21 protein-coding genes and 2 pseudogenes are annotated in these 17044 nt (G+C 40.7%); 17 read left to right on the top strand and 6 right to left on the bottom strand.

The features are described from left to right. Window positions 1–226 precede the first annotated feature (226 nt). From V4P57_RS01160 to V4P57_RS01150, 3 genes and pseudogenes are all read left to right on the top strand, one after another. A pseudogene (locus V4P57_RS01160) lies at window positions 227–457 on the top strand (phage tail protein); the annotation flags it as partial. Window positions 458–764: 307 nt separating this feature from the next. Then, window positions 765–1040 (top strand): type II toxin-antitoxin system RelE/ParE family toxin, encoded by a 276-nt coding sequence (locus V4P57_RS01155; RefSeq protein WP_455466382.1) that lies wholly within the window; start codon window positions 765–767, stop codon window positions 1038–1040. 33 nt (window positions 1041–1073) lie between these two features. Beyond that, window positions 1074–1403, top strand: coding sequence for a HigA family addiction module antitoxin (locus V4P57_RS01150; RefSeq protein ID WP_455466381.1), 330 nt, complete (start codon window positions 1074–1076; stop codon window positions 1401–1403). A gap of 73 nt (window positions 1404–1476) precedes the next feature. Here V4P57_RS01150 and V4P57_RS01145 read toward each other — a convergent pair whose 3' ends face one another. Then, on the bottom strand, window positions 1477–1752 hold the full coding sequence (locus V4P57_RS01145; protein ID WP_455466380.1) for a hypothetical protein: 276 nt from the start codon (window positions 1750–1752) through the stop codon (window positions 1477–1479). Next, on the bottom strand, window positions 1749–2504 hold the full coding sequence (locus V4P57_RS01140; RefSeq protein WP_455466379.1) for an antA/AntB antirepressor family protein: 756 nt from the start codon (window positions 2502–2504) through the stop codon (window positions 1749–1751). Before V4P57_RS01140 ends, V4P57_RS01145 begins: the two co-directional genes overlap by 4 nt. A gap of 391 nt (window positions 2505–2895) precedes the next feature. Between V4P57_RS01140 and V4P57_RS01135 the strand changes: the two genes are divergently transcribed. The 8 genes from V4P57_RS01135 to V4P57_RS01100 are packed head-to-tail and all read left to right on the top strand — an operon-like array spanning window position 2896 to window position 9169. Then, a complete protein-coding gene (locus tag V4P57_RS01135) occupies window positions 2896–4287 on the top strand; it encodes a phage tail sheath subtilisin-like domain-containing protein (RefSeq protein ID WP_455466378.1) in 1392 nt (463 codons plus the stop codon). Continuing rightward, entirely contained in the window at window positions 4287–4793 is a 507-nt protein-coding gene (locus tag V4P57_RS01130) for a phage major tail tube protein (protein ID WP_455466377.1), read from the top strand. Before V4P57_RS01135 ends, V4P57_RS01130 begins: the two co-directional genes overlap by 1 nt. Before the next feature lie 2 nt (window positions 4794–4795). Then, window positions 4796–5089 (top strand): phage tail assembly protein, encoded by a 294-nt coding sequence (locus V4P57_RS01125; protein WP_455466376.1) that lies wholly within the window; start codon window positions 4796–4798, stop codon window positions 5087–5089. A 38-nt stretch (window positions 5090–5127) separates the two neighbouring features. Next, window positions 5128–5199: a GpE family phage tail protein gene (locus tag V4P57_RS01120; protein ID WP_455466940.1), complete on the top strand. Its 72-nt coding sequence runs from the start codon at window positions 5128–5130 to the stop codon at window positions 5197–5199. Next, window positions 5196–7253 carry a phage tail tape measure protein gene (locus V4P57_RS01115; protein ID WP_455466375.1) on the top strand — a complete coding sequence of 686 codons (2058 nt, stop codon included), beginning with the start codon at window positions 5196–5198 and terminating at the stop codon, window positions 7251–7253. The genes V4P57_RS01120 and V4P57_RS01115 overlap by 4 nt, the downstream gene beginning before the upstream one ends. 5 nt (window positions 7254–7258) lie before the next feature. Further along, on the top strand, window positions 7259–7639 hold the full coding sequence (locus tag V4P57_RS01110) for a phage tail protein (RefSeq protein WP_455466374.1): 381 nt from the start codon (window positions 7259–7261) through the stop codon (window positions 7637–7639). Then, a complete protein-coding gene (locus V4P57_RS01105) occupies window positions 7636–7857 on the top strand; it encodes a tail protein X (protein ID WP_455466373.1) in 222 nt (73 codons plus the stop codon). Before V4P57_RS01110 ends, V4P57_RS01105 begins: the two co-directional genes overlap by 4 nt. 1 nt (window position 7858) lies before the next feature. Further along, window positions 7859–9169 carry a phage late control D family protein gene (locus V4P57_RS01100; RefSeq protein WP_455466372.1) on the top strand — a complete coding sequence of 437 codons (1311 nt, stop codon included), beginning with the start codon at window positions 7859–7861 and terminating at the stop codon, window positions 9167–9169. A gap of 72 nt (window positions 9170–9241) precedes the next feature. Here V4P57_RS01100 and V4P57_RS01095 read toward each other — a convergent pair whose 3' ends face one another. Further along, on the bottom strand, window positions 9242–9553 hold the full coding sequence (locus V4P57_RS01095; RefSeq protein ID WP_455466371.1) for a helix-turn-helix domain-containing transcriptional regulator: 312 nt from the start codon (window positions 9551–9553) through the stop codon (window positions 9242–9244). A 12-nt stretch (window positions 9554–9565) separates the two neighbouring features. After that, entirely contained in the window at window positions 9566–9889 is a 324-nt protein-coding gene (locus V4P57_RS01090) for a type II toxin-antitoxin system RelE/ParE family toxin (RefSeq protein WP_455466370.1), read from the bottom strand. Window positions 9890–9995: 106 nt separating this feature from the next. Between V4P57_RS01090 and V4P57_RS01085 the strand changes: the two genes are divergently transcribed. From V4P57_RS01085 to V4P57_RS01070, 4 genes are read left to right on the top strand one after another with little or no spacing between them, the layout of a single operon-like run. Continuing rightward, complete coding sequence (locus tag V4P57_RS01085) at window positions 9996–10658, top strand: lysozyme (protein WP_455466369.1); 663 nt, start codon at window positions 9996–9998, stop codon at window positions 10656–10658. Then, a complete protein-coding gene (locus V4P57_RS01080; protein WP_455466368.1) occupies window positions 10655–10882 on the top strand; it encodes a hypothetical protein in 228 nt (75 codons plus the stop codon). Before V4P57_RS01085 ends, V4P57_RS01080 begins: the two co-directional genes overlap by 4 nt. Further along, window positions 10815–11033 (top strand): hypothetical protein, encoded by a 219-nt coding sequence (locus tag V4P57_RS01075; protein ID WP_455466367.1) that lies wholly within the window; start codon window positions 10815–10817, stop codon window positions 11031–11033. Before V4P57_RS01080 ends, V4P57_RS01075 begins: the two co-directional genes overlap by 68 nt. Further along, window positions 11014–11232 (top strand): hypothetical protein, encoded by a 219-nt coding sequence (locus tag V4P57_RS01070; protein ID WP_455466366.1) that lies wholly within the window; start codon window positions 11014–11016, stop codon window positions 11230–11232. Before V4P57_RS01075 ends, V4P57_RS01070 begins: the two co-directional genes overlap by 20 nt. Before the next feature lie 111 nt (window positions 11233–11343). On the opposite strand, the gene V4P57_RS01065 is transcribed toward V4P57_RS01070, so the two are convergent. Continuing rightward, on the bottom strand, window positions 11344–12501 hold the full coding sequence (locus V4P57_RS01065) for a tyrosine-type recombinase/integrase (RefSeq protein ID WP_455466365.1): 1158 nt from the start codon (window positions 12499–12501) through the stop codon (window positions 11344–11346). A gap of 762 nt (window positions 12502–13263) precedes the next feature. Next, window positions 13264–13557: pseudogene (locus V4P57_RS01060) on the bottom strand (hypothetical protein); the annotation flags it as partial. A 1356-nt stretch (window positions 13558–14913) separates the two neighbouring features. Here V4P57_RS01060 and V4P57_RS01055 point away from each other — a divergent pair. Together V4P57_RS01055 and V4P57_RS01050 are read left to right on the top strand one after the other, a co-directional pair. Continuing rightward, window positions 14914–16245 (top strand): TldD/PmbA family protein, encoded by a 1332-nt coding sequence (locus tag V4P57_RS01055; protein ID WP_455466364.1) that lies wholly within the window; start codon window positions 14914–14916, stop codon window positions 16243–16245. Further along, entirely contained in the window at window positions 16232–17035 is an 804-nt protein-coding gene (locus V4P57_RS01050; protein WP_455466363.1) for a 3'(2'),5'-bisphosphate nucleotidase CysQ, read from the top strand. Before V4P57_RS01055 ends, V4P57_RS01050 begins: the two co-directional genes overlap by 14 nt. The last annotated feature ends 9 nt before the right edge of the window (window positions 17036–17044 follow it).

Here is a 17044-nt window from a genome sequence, read left to right as displayed (position 1 = left end):
GACAGTAACGGAACCTATAAGCATTACCTGTCTTTTTCTTTTACTGCTTATGGTATGGTTTAATGGATAGTTGTTTTCTCATAACTTATAGATTTGCATATTTTCTTTATAGCCCTTTTATCGCTCTTTAAAAGCCCTTTAAAAGGTCTTTTTTTGACTGACAGTGTCAGGCTTATGGTACTCATTCGTTTGTTGTTATGGTCTCTTCATTGATTTGGAGAGCAAAATGGCAACAGAATTTAATCATAGGATTCGCCTTGTTGAGGCTGGTGAAGAATCGCGGCCGTTGGAGATGTTTAGTCAGACGGCCATTGGTGCCGTTGTCACGGCGCCTGATGCCGATGCACAACTTTATCCCCTTAATGAACCTGTACTTATCTTCACGCATGAAGTGGACAAAATCAACAAGCTTGAGCAAAAAGGCACGGCTGTTGATGTGATTAACGCTGTGTGTGCGTAGGGGAAAAACCACAAGAGAAAGCTTAAACGGGATAGTGTGTTGCTTCATACGATTCAATTAACGAAACAAGAGTTTTCATTCTATCAAATTCTGGAGTCCCCTCTTGAGGCTGATTGTCAAACATTGCAGACAATTTTTAAAGCTTCTTGATAATCTTTTTCAGTGCGTATAGGCTTGATATTCATTTCTTAAATTCTTTTAGTTCTACAGTGTTCGCATTAACAATATTTAACTGTAACATTTTTGTTGACAATTGTCACTTAATACATTACATCTTATTCAAAATAAAGTTATTGAGTTTGCTATGATCAAAACATTTAAAAATAAAAACCTACAATCTCTCTGGGAAACAGGAAAAAGTAAAATTGATAGCAGACTTCAACAGCGTATTATTCGCCGTCTTGATACCCTTGATGCGGCTTCTCAAGTTAGTGATATCAATATACCAGGTTATAACTTTCATATGCTTAAAAGCTTTACTCCGACTCGCTACACAATCCATATCAATGGTCCTTGGTGTATCACTTTTGAATTTAAAGACGGACACGTTTACCATGTTGATCTAGAGCAATACCATTGAAAATTTTAAAATCAATTGTAAAGGAAACTATCCATGACCACACGCAATCCTAATCGTTGTCCTACTCATCCAGGAGAAATTTTGGCAGAATCTTTGGAGCATTTAGACACAAGCAAAACTGAAATTGCTCGGATTCTTCAAATATCACGTCAACATCTCCATGGCATTCTTAAGGGAGAACGCCCTGTCACGGCTGTAACAGCGGCTCGCATTGGCAAATTATTAGGCAATGGACCTGCCTTATGGCTACAACTTCAAGCCAATTATGATACATGGCATGCATTGCGGGATATAGATGTCTCTTCTATTCCAACACTAGAAGCTAGTAAAAAAGTAGATGTGCAAATGGAACATAGCCGTTAAGAAGGTGCCATTTTGAAAGCATTTGATCTTCTCCCCGCCTTAAAAGACGAGGAGATAAAATCATGTTTTAAGTCTAAGCCACTTTCTTAACAGGGCTTTCTAACGTTGGATCGTAAGCTCTTAGCAAAGGATCGATACCACGAGGAAACTCTGAATCTCCAAAATCTGTAAGAACTACTAGAAGCTTAACAATATACGCATCTTTCTTGATCTTTGAAACCAAAGCTTTTTCTATCACACTCATGGCATTAACTATGGCTTTAGATTCTTCGCCTTCAATGCCATCACGATTACAAAGCTGAAACAATGCTATCCACAAATCACACAAAGAATCGATATTAGTATTCATTGCACACCTCCATGGATTTGTTTTCTCAAACATGCCAAGCCTTTCGTGGTGATCTTGGTTGAAGGTAGAACCTTTTCTGTGCCATCGGGTCTTTGAATGGTAATGGTCGGGCAATCCATAAGCCCCTTCTTTATCTTATCCTGATAAGGCAACAAGGAAGAACCTGGAGCACGGCGATAAACCCAATCATTGCTACGTAAGTAGTCAATTAAATCCTTTGACCGTACCTCCAATACCTTTGCCGCTTCTGTAAGACCGAACAGACCGTCAGAGCGTGTTAAACCTTCAAGTGCTTTTGCCTTTGGTTCTAATTTAGCAATAACATGATCTTTCTGCTCTATTTGACTTTGTAAGTGATTCAAAACACCAAGTAATGCTTCCGGTTTGGAATAGTCAGCTTGTGGTGTTGCTATCTGTGGGGTTGCTACTTGTTTTAAAAGCCGTTCACATTTGATAAAGTATAAACGAGCTTCTCTACCTTTCTTATTATTCTCAAGCATAGAGAGTTCTTTTGCTACACTTAAAGTTAGATGATAATCTTTAGAGGGACGACCGCCTTGGAGGTTTTCCCCAAAATTGGTGAAAACTAAATAATCCTGATTTTCTAATAAATTATATTTGTTGATGCGATATTTAATCCAAGTAGAGAAATCTTTACCTACTTCTAAAAACGCATGCAAATCACAAGCGTTAACAGTTTGAACAGTTTCCTGATCAATAACCTGTTCTCTAATTTCTATAAGAGTATTCATAATGAATTCCTTATGGTTAGATGTTTTTCATTGACACTCTGAAAAGAGTGCCGGGTGCTGAAAAACACGGCCATAAGTCCGTCGTTACACCTTTCCCGTGAGGGTATTATATAGCGTAACCACACCCGACAGATATTATTATACGCACGTAGCATATAATGAGTCAAAGTCTTTAATGTATAGAAGACTGATTATTTCGGTAACCAATCCGCTTATGGTTCTAAGGTGTTTTTCAAGCACCTGATTCGAAAATACACATTACAGAAATAATGTCAAGCAGCTTCCGATAGTTTTTTTATCTCTTGGTGCCGAGCACTAAAAAATACAGCATTTCGCCCCTCATTTTTTCCCATTCATTTTAATTCATCCCTCATTTAAAGGAGCATAAAGCATGGCAACAGGTTTTCTACATGGTGTTGAAGTTGTCGAGGTTGACGACGGCACCCGTCCCCTTCGCGCGGTACAATCGGCCGTTATCGGAATTGTTGGTACAGCACCCGATGCAGATGAACAAGCATTTCCTCTTAACACACCCGTTTTGGTAACGGGTTCTCTTTCACAAGCAGCTAAACTGGATAAAACAGGGAAACGACGTGGCACTTTGCCCAGTGCTCTTGATCTGATTTTCAAACAAGTAGGTGCCATTGTTGTTGTTGTCCGGGTAGAAGAAGGCGACAATGAAAATACAACATTGACTAATATTCTAGGCGGTGTGAACGCAAATGGTGCTTATGAAGGTGTTCACGCTTTGATTGGAGCGCAATCCACTCTTGGACAAACACCACGCATTCTCATTGCTCCAGGTTTTACGCATAAACGCCCTGTAACCCTTAGCAAGATTGATGTTACAAACCAAGGGAGTGGTTACACCAAAGCAAGCGTTAAAATTGCTGATGGTGCTAAAGCAGAAGCAATCCTTACCGATGGGAAAATCACCTCACTTGTCATCAAGGAAAATGGTTTTGATTATCAAACAGCCCCAAGTATTACGATTGAAGGTGATGGCACTGGTGCGACTGCTAAGGCTGAAATTCAAGCAACCTCTAACCCCGTCGCAGCAGAACTCATTGGCATTGCTGAACGCCTACGCGCCATTGTAGTGATTGACGCACCAAACACAACGGATGAAGCAGCTCTTGTCTCAGCAAAGGATTTTGATTCAAAGCGCGCTATCATGGTTGATCCATTTGTAAAGGTGAATCGTGCTGGAAAAATTGTAGAGCAGCCTGCAAGTGCAGCGGTTGCTGGTGTCATTGCCAAAACAGATTTTAACAACGGTTTTTGGCATTCCCCTTCAAATAAAGTGATTAATGGCATTGTTGGAACTGCGCGTCCGATTGATTTCTCCATTGGTGACAGGTCTAGTCGCGCTAACCTTCTCAATGAACAAAACATCACAACAATCATTCGTGAAAATGGTTATCGCTTATGGGGAAACCGTACGCTTTCAAGCGATACGAAATTTGCTTTTTTATCGGTGGTGAGAACTGCCGATATGATTAATGACGCCATTTTGCGCGGGCATCTATGGGCAGTCGACCGCAATGTCAAAAAAACTTACATGAATGACGTAAGTGAAAGCGTCAATGCCTATTTGCGTGATTTAAAAGCGCAAGGCGCCATCCTTGGTGGGCATTGTACTCCTGATCCAGAGCTCAACACAGCAAGCGCTATTGAGAGCGGCAGAGTCTATTTCAATGTTGAATTCACACCAACAACACCAGCAGAACACATCACATTCCGTTCACGCATTGTGAATGATTATTTAGAGGAGATTTTTTAATGACTATCCCTGTTTTACCAAGAGTTTTGAAATATTTTAACATTTTTGTCGACGGCATTCCTTATCAAGCAAAATGTGAAAGCGTGACGTTACCGAATTTGAACTTGATTGTTGAAAGTTATCGTGGTGGCGGCATGGGAACCCCCATTGAAATTGACCTTGGTCTTGAAACTCTCACGCTTAGCATGACCATTTCTGATTGCTCTCCAGAATTGATGGTGCTGTTGGGACGATCTGATGTCAACATTTCATTGCGAAGTTCAATGCAAGCGCAAGGCACACCCGCAGAAGGTGCTGTCATTACCATGAGAGGACTTTGCAAAGGTTTTGAAATGGCAGAATGGCAACCGGGAAGCAAAGCAACCTCCACGGCTACCTTTACATTGCATTATTTTAAATATGTCCAGAAAGACGTTGAAATTGTTGAGATAGACGCCCTCAACATGGTGAGAAAATTTAATGGCGTTGATGAATTAGCAGAACACAGAGAAAATTTAGGAGTATAAAAATGACAGTCCAAACAAGCTTTACATATGAATTACTTGTACCTGTTACATTTGAAGGAAAAGAGCACACTGAAATTACTTTACGGCGCCCCAAAACAAAAGATGTGCATGAGGTCTATAAACAGAAAAAGCCAGATATTACACAAATACTAGAAATGATTTCGCGTCTTTCTGGTTGGCCCATGGATGCCGTTGAGGGAATCGATTCTTACGATATGGATGTTATTGTAAAGAAAACAGAGTCTTTTACCAAACGGCAGGATTCCGAGACTGGGAAACTGCCACGAAACTCATAGCCGATATTGCCATTGCTTTTCATTGGCCACTTTCAGACATGATGGAAATGGAGCTGGAAGAATTGGTCTTTTGGCAAAATCAAGCAGTAGAAAGGTATAAAACAAAATGAGTGAAAAAGTTGCCGATGCAAAGGTGAAATTGTCTCTTGAAGACAAACTCACCGCACCTCTTAAACGTGTACAAGAGCGTTTTCAGAAATTGTCGCATACATTAAGTATGCCACGCTTTTCTGCTGCTATAAAGAACATGACAAAAAGCCTTCATGGTGTTCAAGGTGCTCTTAGCACGGCGGCAAGCCGTGCTTCGGTCTTTACCGGTGCTTTAGGGCTTGCTGGTGGTGGTCTTGTGGCAAGTGTGACCGCCCTCACCATGAAAACCATGCATCTTGGAGATAGTCTTCACCATGCCTCACGCCATTTAGGCATGAGTGTTGCATCGCTTCAGTTATGGGGTGATGCTGCTGATAATTCAGGATATTCTGCCGAGCTTTTTCAACAATCCTTGGCAACTTTAAATAGGCGTTCGGCACAAGCATATGCCGGACAAAAAAGAGGCATTATGGGCTTTGAGGCGCTTGGCATTTCTGTAAAAGACGCCTCTGGAAAACTCAAATCAAATTCGGCTTTGTTGGAAGAAATTACCGACAAGATGAGTGAGATGAAAAATCAAGCACAAAGACAACATATTGCCGCTCTGCTGTTTGGTGGTGATGGCAAGGAAATGGCGGCCATGCTTGCGCAAGGCATGGCACCAATCAAAGAACTGTTTGCAAAGGCGCGGAAAGGAAAATGGCTGATAGGTGCCGATGTCGCACGCTATGCAGCAGATTTAAGTGACAAACTTGGTGCTTTTAAGAAAAAAATAGGCGGTATCACGAGCTTTATTGGCGCACGTTTTATGCCCATTCTCAATGATATGATTGATGCTTTTTCAAAGTTGATTGATGAAAACCGTGTCCTCATTCAAACAACCGTTGCGGGATGGGCAAAAAACCTAAGAAAAGTCTTTAATGATTTGCTTAATCCTACCTCTGATTTGAGAAGAGGCATAAGCGATCTCACAGAGAGAATAAAAGGCTGGTTTCAATGGCTAGAGCCGTTGATTGGTGAAATAACCCTCCTTAAGGTTGGCCTTGTAGCCCTTGGTTCATTTATTTTTGGTCCACTGATTGCATCTTTAGCTGCAGCGGGAGCAGCGTTTGTCACGCTTGGCTATACTCTTATGACCACGCCTATCGGTTGGCTCATTGGCGGTATTACAGCGCTCTTTGTACTCTATAAATATTGGGACAAACTCAATGGTTGGGTGGCTGCATCTTTAGCCGCAGTTGGAGTAGTTCTTATAGCTTCAGCTATTCCAGCAATAGCAGCCGTTGGTTCTGCTTTTATATCGCTTGGTGTTGCTATCATGACCACACCTATCGGCTGGATTATCGGCGGTATTGCAGCCCTTGTAGGTGCTGGATATCTGCTCTACAAAAATTGGGATACAGTAGTGAACTTCATAAGCAAATTATGGGAATCTTTTGCCAGTTTATTCAGTAATGTTTTCAATAAACTCTTTACTCTGTTTAAAAAGTTTTCCCCGCTCTATTGGATAGCAAAAAAAATCAATGAACTGATTAAATGGTTGTTTGGCGTCGATTTAATGGAAGCAGGTGCCAATCTAATTAACGGGCTTTGGGAGGGCATAAAAAGCAAGTGGCAAGAGCTGTCCGAATGGTTTAATGGCATGACAAGCAAATTAACCAGCTGGATACCTGGCTGGGGAGGGAAAAAGTCAGAATTTAAGGCTACAATCAACAAAACTTCAACCCAAACAATTAAAACCTTTGCCAATGAAACCAATGCGCGCGTAAAGAGAATGGTTGGCACAGCAATTGTTCCAAATATTCTATCTGGAAAAGGCAAAAGTGGTTTTAATACAGGCATAGTCGAAACAGGACACATAGAAACTCCAAATGCAAAAGTGAGTGCCTTCAAAGTTTCCAAGCCAATTACGGTTCATAAGCCTGTTGAAATAGACGCCCGCGTGACCATTACAAATTTAAATATTTCCGTACCAAATGGTCTCAAGGACGAAATCAGAGACGCAGTCAATCAAGCACTTGAACGCTATGCGAAGCAACAACGTTTAGCCATAGCCTCTAGCCTTTCGGATTAGATACCATGATGTTAGCTTTGGGAGGTTTTATTTTTTCGATTGAAACAGCAGCTTATCAAACCCTTGATATGTCTTATGGGGTTCCATGGGTGGAGCAAGGGCGATTAGGAAGAAAGGCTGCTCTTCAATTGCCAGCTGTTGCAAATGCGGAATTTTCTTTAGCAGGAGTGATTTATCCAGATTTCAAAGGTGGTCACAGACAGCTCGAATATTTGCGACAAATGGCACATAAAGGACCTCACATCCTTGTGACCGGTCAAGGCAAAATCTTAGGCAAATTTGTCATTCTTTCCGTAGAGGAAAAACAAAGCGTTTTTCATCATAACGGCTCCCCGAAAAAACAAGAATTTAGCGTGAAATTAAGAGAATATGGTGAAGACCAATGAATGACCTTTATGTAACCAAAGAAGGCGATATGGTCGATGCCATTTGCTGGAAATACTATACCAAAGGTCAGCAAGCGCTTGCCGTTGAACGCGTCTATGCAGCAAATTTTGGTCTTGCAGACTATGGACCAATCTTAAAAGCAGGCATCACGATACTCTTGCCATCCCTCCCCTATCCTAAAGCCACACCAGTAATCAGAATTTGGGGACGCAAATAAAATGAAACCTTTTTGCACGGTTTTGGCAAATGGAGAAGACATCACAAAAACGCTCATGGATTATGTTTTATCAATTGAAATTACCGATGAAGCAGAAGACAAAAGCGACCGTATCACCATAGAGCTTGATGACCGCGCCCGTGAGTGCGATAACGGCTTTCTTGATATCCCTTTAATTGGGACGGTTATTTCCGTGACACTTGGCTATGAAGGTGGTAAAAACCGCGATATGGGAGCCTATCTGATTGATGAAATCTCTGTGAGCAGCCCACCACAGAGCTTAAGTGTTACAGGACGCGCCGCCTCCATGAACACATCTTATAGAACACCTAAAAGTCAATCCTATCACCAACAAACAATAGGCAATATTGTTCAAGAGATAGCACAGCGCAATGGCTATATACCAAAAGTTGATCCTGCACTTGCAAAAATTGTTGTGCGTCACATTGACCAAACTTCTGAGAGCGATATGGCTTTTGCCACACGTCTTGCAGAAGAATATGACGCGGTAGCAAAGCCTGTTGACGGCAAACTGGTGATTGCCAAACGGGGGGAAGGTAAAGCCATCACTGGTGAGACGCTTCCCGTCGTTTTAATCCACGAAAAACTTTGTATTTCTTGGGATTTTAAGTACAGTGCACGTGATGAAGCAGGTGCAGCCAATGGTTTAGCAACAGATGCGGGGGATGACCAAAAAACCGCTGCTGATGCACGAAAACCAGCGGAAATTGAGGAAGGTGAAGGCATTATCCATATGAATGATAGTGATATGCCAAAATTGCCTGAACCAAAAACAGAAGAAAAAGGCGGAAAAGAGCCTGAAAAGCAAGAAGAAGAGAAAAAAGGCGGTGTTCTCGCAACTTATCATGACATCCGCAGTGGTGAGAAAAAAGAGGTAAAAGTTGGTAAACCGCCATTTCATGAACTAAAATATACCTACCACAATCAATCAGAAGCGGTTGCAGCTATTGCTTCTTATCGCAATAAATCATTGCGCGGAAAATCTTCTTTCTCATGTGATATCGGTGGTGATCCCTTTGTGCAAGCAGAAGCAAAGCTTGTTCAAGAGCCGCCTTTCCGCCCTTATATCCCAGCAGAATGGCGTATCAAAAGCGTCAAGCACAAACTTGATAAAACCGGCGGTTACACAACAAAAATAGAGTGCGAACTTTTTGACAAAGCGCAAGAAGACACTGCTAAAAACGTAGCAAATACAACACCAGACAAAGACGATACCCTTGACCCAAGCGCTCCACCCGATGCATACGACGAAGGAGACGGCGTTATCCATATGGATAAAGAGGATACATGATAGGTTGCCATAACTTGCCGTAAAACACTATTGTTTAGGTCTAGAAAATGTTTAATACACTCAACACTGATATCAAATATGTGGAACTGATCGTTCAAGAGGTTGTACAGCCAAGCGAAATCCCATAGTACGCAGTAAAACATTTAAACTGCGGAGCTCTGGATTACCTTTTTCTGAAAGTGTACGGTAAAGCTGTGTTGGATTCAGGTTGGCTGCTTTAGCTACAGCTTGAACACCACCATAGGCTTTTGCCATTTGACGAAGCGTTACAAGCAGTTCACCCTGATCTCCATCTGCTAAGATAGCATCAAGGGTAGCTGCTGCCAACTCAGGGTCATCATGGAATACTTCTGCCATCGCATCATCATGGTTACGGTCTTTCATTCTCGCACTCCTTTAATCTTCACGGTTTTGCCAATCACGCCAGCAAGCACATGCACGAGTGATATCAGAGTTTTGTGTTTTTTTGGTACCACCGCATAATAGCAATAATACTGTCTTTCCAGATTGGGCATAATAAACTCGGTAACCAGAACCAATATTAATACGCAGTTCATAGACACCATCACGAAGCGGCTTAAAATCGCCAAAGTTGCCTTGCTCTAAACGATTAAGACGGCGAATAATTGCAGTTTTAGCCTGCACATCACAGAGCTTTCGCAGCCAATCAGCTATCAAGTCTTTGCCATCAGAGGCAAGGTAGTGACGTATTTCAAACATAATGTATATTCGTTTATAAACGAATATTTGTCAAGATGGAAATAAAGTTATTTTTAGATTTTCACTCAGCCTCACCTTGTATGGGGCTTTTTTTATGGAGAAGCATATGCGAAAAATATCACAAGAAGGGCTAGCACTGATTAAACAATGGGAAGGCTTGCGGTTGAGTGCCTATCAAGACGCCGTCGGAGTGTGGACAATAGGTTATGGACATACAAACAGTGCTGGAAAACCTTTTGTTCACACAGGCATGACAATCACCGAAAAGCAAGCCGAAGAGCTTCTTTGTCAAGATTTAAGACAATTTGAGAATGCTGTTGAACAAGCGGTTCAGGTTTCCTTAACGGATGAACAATTCGCAGCACTCGTATCCTTTTGCTATAATGTGGGAACAGAAGCTTTTTGCAACTCGACCCTTCTAAAAAAACTCAATAGAGGTGAATATGAAGCGGTACCAGCTGAATTACAGAAATGGATCAAAGCCGGTGGAAAATCTTTACAAGGTCTCGTACACCGTCGTGCAGCAGAAGCAGGGTTATGGGCTAAAGGGGCTTATGTTTCTTCCAACTACCAAACCGTTGAAACGCAAGCACCAACAGGGCTTTTCAAAGCCGAAGCCCTTGCCCCGATCATTGGTTCTTTTTCTGGGCTTGGAGGTTTGCTAGCAGGCAATGGTCCTATTCAATGGGCTTTAGCTGTTGTTATGGTTTTAGCCGCCTGTGCTGGAATTTTCTTTGTCACCAAACGTTTTCAGGAACAACGCTTATGATCTGGTGGATGAAAAAAAATCTGATGGTAACCGGTGCGGCTTTAGCCGCTTTTTTTATCGCTCTTGCAAGAGCTTTTACCCTTGGAAAGAAGAGTGAGCAGCAAAAGGAAGCAGAGCAAGCCTTAAAAGCAGAGACAACGCGACTGGAGATAGAGAATGAAATTAATCAGAAAAGTGATGCTGATGTGCGTACTGAGCTCTCTGACTGGTTGCGCGATCAATAAATATGCTTCTTCTTGTGTAGGTTGGTTGCCCATTTACTTAGATAGACAAGATATAAACGTCATCAGTACGCACTTAGCAAGAGATATCTTAAAACATAACAAACAGGGTGAGCGCTTGTGTGGGTGGAAACATGGTCAGAAAAAAAACTGAAAAAACAACAGAGCTTACGGAAGCAGAAAAAGAAATGCTTCAAGAAATGATTATTACTTACCAAAGTGTGAAAATGATGTCTCGCTTGATGAAGTGGATAGCATTCTTCATCTTTTTGTTGATCCTTGATTTTGCACGTCTCATAGATGCGATAGAGGATATCTTCACCCATTTAAAGCAATGGCTCTCAAAAAAATGAAAGCTCTATCCCCTCTCCGCTTTCAAAACGGAGAAAGAGAGATTATATCGTAATCCATCCGCTAATCGCTTAAGTGTTTCTTAGACACCTGACTCGACAATAGACATATTATCAAGCCTCTCCTGATATAAAAGACGCCCATTGTTCTAAGAGGACACAGCGTTGCTCTAAAAAGTCTGTTCGCATATAAGCTTTTGTCACTGAACTCCCAACTGAATGCGCAAGAACAGTTTCTGCAATCTCAAAGGGTGTTGACGTTGTCTCTGCTATCCAATCCCGTAAGCTTGAACGAAAACCATGTGGACGATAAGTCAAACCACAAACTGTCATATATTTTGCCATGCTTGCATCAGAAATTGGCTTGCCTGTAAGACCAGAAAAGAGAAAACCATTCTTTTCAAAGGGGAGAGTTTTTTCAATGACTCTCAAAGCTTCATCACTGAGTGGCACGCGAAAGTCTGAAACTTTCCCTACAATACCTTTCATGTTTTCTTTTGGTATCGTCCATATATTTTTGTCAATTTGTTCAAGACGCAAATATCGCAATGAATATGACCGTGCTCCAGTCAAAATTAGTAACTTCAGTGCTAAATTTGAGAGGATATCATCCTTTAAGTTTTGATAAAAAACCGGCACTTCTTGCCATGGCATAGCAGGAATATTTGTTGATGTAGCACGTGGTTTTCCTAAAAGAGCGCGTGCTTTCATACAAGCTTGTAGATCAACATCCAAACCAAGAGCCGCCGCATATTTCAAGCAAATGTTAATACGGTTTAACGCTTTTCGTGCTGTGTCTGCTTTTTCATGCCAAAGGGGCGCGAGAACATTGCGAATAATATTGGCTGTTAATTTTTCTATAGGTAATTTGCCTATGTGTGGAATAACGTGCAACTCTAGTGGAGAAAACCAGCGGCCGTTTTTACCTTCATTTTTCAATTCTGCTTTTTTGCTTTCAAAAGCCGCTTCTGCAATTTCACTGAATATGTTGCTTTGCTGTTTTAAGATAGTTTGTTCCCGAAAGACAATAGGATCATTGCCTTCTTTAAGAATATCACTATAATGCCTAGCAAGCTCACGCGCTTCTTTTAAAGAGAGTTTCGTAACAGAACCAAGCCCCATTTCACGGCGTTTATTGTGGTATGTGTAACGAAAAAACCAAGAGCGTGTATTGTCTTTTCGAACATTTAACCATAGCCCTGCCCCATCACAATATTTACCCTGCGGAGACGTCTTTACGAATGATGCTGATAACCGATGAATCGCCCTCACTTAACGTCCCCTCTCGTCCACCTTTTTTGGTCCACCTTTTAGACCACCTTTAATTTCTGATTTGAGATTTTTTCTTTAATACTTAATTTTTTTATTGAATCATAAAAAGCTATAGACATCAATACATCCTTGCGCTTCTTTATATAATTTGATTCTTGCTAATAAAGCCCGCTCTGCCGGCATGCGGCACCATCTTATTATTTTAATATATAGATTTTTTCTTTAATTGTATGTAGCTGTAGCTTGCCAGCGGGTTTTGCACTATTTGCCACCTAGTTTTGCACCAATTTATTTTTTTCACAGGGTTTTTTTAAAGGGTTCTCAAAGGTCACTTAAAGACCCTTTTTATGAGTCTTTATTTTCTGTTAAAAATCACGATTTAAAATGATGAGTTCTTGAGCCCAAGTCGGATTATTTGAGAAGCAGCCTTTATAAGATGTAGTGACCTCTTTTAGTCAAATTGACTGATAATTTTTCTGTATCATAAGCACATTACTAAAGAGACAAATGTTTAAGCAATTGGGTCAAGTTGACCGAATTGCTCTTCAGTATGCAATTGTGCAATGTTTGCACTATTGCTCTTTTAGGAATTGGATAAACATTACCCCATTGCTGTACTCATGCAATTGGATCAAGTTGTCCCTATTCTTCTCTCCCACCCAAAATGCAAACATTGCATTTTGATTTCAGGAGGCATCACGACAGATCAAAGGTGCAAGGTGCACTTTTGATTTTTTTCCTACCAGCCTCTATTTCCAGCCTTTATTTATTGTATCTCTCCTCCCTCTTGTTTGGTGCTTCCAGTGTAATTTCTGTGGTGTATCCGCTTGATTTCTCATAGCGATGGGTGACGGTTGCGGCTTTCCATGAACCATTGATTTCGCTGCGGAACCCCTGTAGCAAAAGAGGTTGATCGGCCATGATTTCTGGATAACCCTCAAGGGTCAAAGAACCACTTTCCACAGCACGGCAAAGTCGGTCTGATTCTGATGCCGCTGCTGCTAGCGCCTCTTCCTTGCAGGTATAACAAGTCCGCAGACGACGCACAGATCCGCTTCGCGATGCAATGATTGAAATGAGCCAGCGTGCTCTTACTGGCAATAAAACTATCTCATAGCGATGCTTCATTCATAAAGAAAATTGGTATTTTTTTTAAAAATAAATGATGTAGATATCATAGCCTATGCGAGAGTAGATCCTTTGTACTACAGATGTTTTATACCCCTCCACAAAACATTCTGGAATTATGTGTTTAAAACCAATCAAACTCTTGTGTAAAATTCATTATACACTAAAGCCTTTATAAAAAACTTTATTCTATTTTCTCATAAAAGAAGCTTATAATGTGCTTCTTTTGTTGAAAAGAAGAAAATTATAACTGTTAACTGTTATCCTATAAAAACATAAAAAATAGCTCATTTCTTCTTTATTATCTCTTTTAGAGTGTGCTGTTTGAAGACACGAAGTAATAAAATAAGAGCAATATCCACTCTATAAAAATTAGCCTTATCCCATTGGGCCTATCTCTTCAAAAAATGGTTGGTTTTTTATGTGCAGAGATGTTTCATTACTGGTACAGATTTTTGTGCCTGTTAAAACGATTATAACTTGTGATTTTGTCAGTATTCATTGGATCATATATGCTGATTTCCGAACTGAATTGTGGAATGTATACAGAGGAAGCTAATCAATCTTTTCGCTTTAATAACACAGTAGCTGATTAATTACGACGCATGAGAAATAACAAAGTACTATCACCACCTGACCCTGTAGTAGCGAAAAAGAATGTCATGATTACAATTTATTTTTGATAAAATAAATAATAGAAAGTCTAGGCTGACATCGCACGCAAGATTAAGAAAATATATAACTGTTGATGTTGGTAAAATCATAACGAAAGAAGTTGTTTTTCACACTATCTTTAATTTTTGTTTCATTCATAAGATTATTACATTCATGAAGAAAGAGCTCATAAGCATCAAGAAGGAGTATTATAGTAAGACATTTCTTACACTTGCGTGAGAATTAAAGAATGTTATAGGCCAGATAATACGAAGATTTCTTTAGTATTTAGTAGCCAAGAGACCCGTGGTTCAGGATATCTGCAAATTATCGGAACACTTGAATATTTGATTAAAAAGCCAAGTATCATCGTGTGATCGCATCTTTTTGGAATTATAAATGCAGATTTAGCTTGTGTCATGATATGAAGTGTATTGTAATGGTGGAACTCAAAAAATTGAGAACATATTGCACCTTTTTGAAAAGACGCTAAAAGAGAAATTGCTTAATTCATTGAAAGAAAAAGAGTGCGTTAATGACGCATAATTTTTTATTGATCAACATACAAAACCTACATTTTATGTAAGCTCGCCAAATGGCTTAACCATATAAATATTAAGGGAGTCCATGATGACTGACAAGAACCAGATTGATAAGGCTGCTTCACTAGTTGAATCAGCAAGACGTTCTGGGGCAGATGCTGCTGATGCTATTATTGTTCATACCCATTCTACAAGTGTGTCGATTCGTTTTGGAAAAGTCGAATCGACAGAAGCTTCAGAGAGCAATGATTTCACATTAAGGGTTTTTGTCGGCAAAAAAGTAGCGAGTGTTTCTGCTAATTTAGCGGCTTCTCCGCAAGAACTTGCGGAACGTGCTGTTGCAATGGCGAAAGCCTCTCCTGACAGTTTATTTGAAGGTTTAGCAGATAAAGATTCTTTGGTTAAACATCCTAAAGATCTTGATCTTTTTGATGATTTTGTTCCACACAGTCATTTTCTAACAGAGGATGCTTTGAAAATGGAAGCAGCAGCTCTTGATGTTAGAGGAGTGAGCAATTCTGGTGGAGCCGCGACAGCTTATGGTCGTAGCGGATTTGTTCTTGTGACCAGCGATGGTTTTTGTGGAGCCTATCACTCCAGTTGTTTTTCACGTTCTTGCAGTGCCCTAGCTGGTGAGGGTACAGCGATGGAGCGCGATTATGATTATACAACTGCCTTACATTTTTCTGATTTGGAATCTGCAGAAAATGTGGGAAGAAATGCAGGCGTTGGAGCAGTTCGACGCTTGGGAGCAGTTCGTGCTGCTACAGGGACGGTAAATGTTATTTTTGATCCGCGTACAGCTCGTGGAATTGCGGGGCATATCGCATCTATGGTGAATGGAGCATCTGTAGCGCGCAAAACGAGTCTTTTACAAAACCTCTTGGGAAAAGTAGTAATGAAATCGGATGTTAATGTGACAGATCAACCTTTGCGCCTGCGTGGAAATGCTTCTCGTCCTTTCGATGGAGAGGGAGTAGAAGGGCAAACATTGAACATTATTGAAAATGGTATTTTAAAGCACTGGCTTCTTTCATCGTCTTCAGCTCGCGAATTGGGACTTAAAACCAATGGGCACGGTGTACGTTCAGCGTCATTGGTTCAGCCATCCAGCACAAATTTTGCTATTGAACCGGGTTTAATATCGCCTCATGATATGATAAAAGATCTGCAAAGTGGATTTTATGTCACAGAATTATTCGGGCATGGCATTGATTTTGTTACGGGTCAGTATAGTCGTGGTGCCTCTGGTTTTTGGATTGAAAATGGCGAAATCACTTATCCGGTAAGCGAAGTAACTCTAGGTTCTGATTTGCTCCATATGTTAGCACATTTAACACCAGCAAACGATATTGATCGGCGTTATGGTACAGCAGCTCCAACATTATTAATTGAAGGGATGACACTTGCAGGAAGATAACACGCATCATTCTTCTGATTTAAACCTTTTGCTTGATGTTTGTCGAGAAGCAGGGGATTTGGCAATGAGGTATTTTGGATGTGCGTTGGATGTTTGGATGAAGGAAGGCAATTCACCAGTCAGTGAAGCAGATTTTGCAGTTGATCGCTTTTTGAAGGAAAGGCTTCTTGGGATGCGCCCAAATTATGGATGGATTTCAGAAGAAACAAAAGATGATCGAGGACAAAGAGCTTATGCGCGCTATTTTGTTGTTGACCCTATTGATGGAACGCGTGGTTTTCTTTCTGGCAGCACATATTGGTGTATCTCAGTTGCTATTATTGAGAACGGGCGCCCTATCGTAGGCGTTGTGCAATGTCCAGCTCAGAGGGATGTTTACGCAGCTGTTACTGGTAGAAGGGCAACATTAAATGACATAAAGATTCCTCTTTTGACATCTCAGACGAATAGAAAATATAAAGTTTCACTTGATAAATCGTTAGCACAAAAATTGCCGGATAATTTTTGCAGTCAGCTCAGTTTTTATCGTCACATTCCATCACTTGCATATCGTATTGTTCTTGTTGCTCAAAATGAGATCGATATCGTATTGATTCGCCCAAATTGTCATGCATGGGATATTGCTGCAGCTGATCTTATTTTACAGGAATGCGGAGGATGTCTTCTATCGCTTGATGCATCTTTTATATCTTATGGAATCAAACCTTATCAGTATGGACTTTTAATCGCTGGCAAAAATAATTGCTGTCAAGATATGATAGATGTTGTTCGTCACGTAAAGTTAGTTTAACCACGTAAA

It is taken from the genome of Bartonella sp. B39, from assembly GCF_053795145.1.
This window is presented reverse-complemented; position numbering and strand designations above follow the sequence as displayed.

Bases quoted from the DNA above. Each gene is read 5' to 3' on its own strand.
- V4P57_RS01155 (WP_455466382.1), top strand. From the start codon at position 765: ATGATCAAAACATTTAAAAATAAAAACCTACAATCTCTCTGGGAAACA.
- V4P57_RS01150 (WP_455466381.1), top strand. From the start codon at position 1,074: ATGACCACACGCAATCCTAATCGTTGTCCTACTCATCCAGGAGAAATT.
- V4P57_RS01145 (WP_455466380.1), bottom strand. From the start codon at position 1,752: ATGAATACTAATATCGATTCTTTGTGTGATTTGTGGATAGCATTGTTT.
- V4P57_RS01140 (WP_455466379.1), bottom strand. From the start codon at position 2,504: ATGAATACTCTTATAGAAATTAGAGAACAGGTTATTGATCAGGAAACT.
- V4P57_RS01135 (WP_455466378.1), top strand. From the start codon at position 2,896: ATGGCAACAGGTTTTCTACATGGTGTTGAAGTTGTCGAGGTTGACGAC.
- V4P57_RS01130 (WP_455466377.1), top strand. From the start codon at position 4,287: ATGACTATCCCTGTTTTACCAAGAGTTTTGAAATATTTTAACATTTTT.
- V4P57_RS01125 (WP_455466376.1), top strand. From the start codon at position 4,796: ATGACAGTCCAAACAAGCTTTACATATGAATTACTTGTACCTGTTACA.
- V4P57_RS01115 (WP_455466375.1), top strand. From the start codon at position 5,196: ATGAGTGAAAAAGTTGCCGATGCAAAGGTGAAATTGTCTCTTGAAGAC.
- V4P57_RS01110 (WP_455466374.1), top strand. From the start codon at position 7,259: ATGATGTTAGCTTTGGGAGGTTTTATTTTTTCGATTGAAACAGCAGCT.
- V4P57_RS01105 (WP_455466373.1), top strand. From the start codon at position 7,636: ATGAATGACCTTTATGTAACCAAAGAAGGCGATATGGTCGATGCCATT.
- V4P57_RS01100 (WP_455466372.1), top strand. From the start codon at position 7,859: ATGAAACCTTTTTGCACGGTTTTGGCAAATGGAGAAGACATCACAAAA.
- V4P57_RS01095 (WP_455466371.1), bottom strand. From the start codon at position 9,553: ATGAAAGACCGTAACCATGATGATGCGATGGCAGAAGTATTCCATGAT.
- V4P57_RS01090 (WP_455466370.1), bottom strand. From the start codon at position 9,889: ATGTTTGAAATACGTCACTACCTTGCCTCTGATGGCAAAGACTTGATA.
- V4P57_RS01085 (WP_455466369.1), top strand. From the start codon at position 9,996: ATGCGAAAAATATCACAAGAAGGGCTAGCACTGATTAAACAATGGGAA.
- V4P57_RS01080 (WP_455466368.1), top strand. From the start codon at position 10,655: ATGATCTGGTGGATGAAAAAAAATCTGATGGTAACCGGTGCGGCTTTA.
- V4P57_RS01075 (WP_455466367.1), top strand. From the start codon at position 10,815: ATGAAATTAATCAGAAAAGTGATGCTGATGTGCGTACTGAGCTCTCTG.
- V4P57_RS01070 (WP_455466366.1), top strand. From the start codon at position 11,014: ATGGTCAGAAAAAAAACTGAAAAAACAACAGAGCTTACGGAAGCAGAA.
- V4P57_RS01055 (WP_455466364.1), top strand. From the start codon at position 14,914: ATGACTGACAAGAACCAGATTGATAAGGCTGCTTCACTAGTTGAATCA.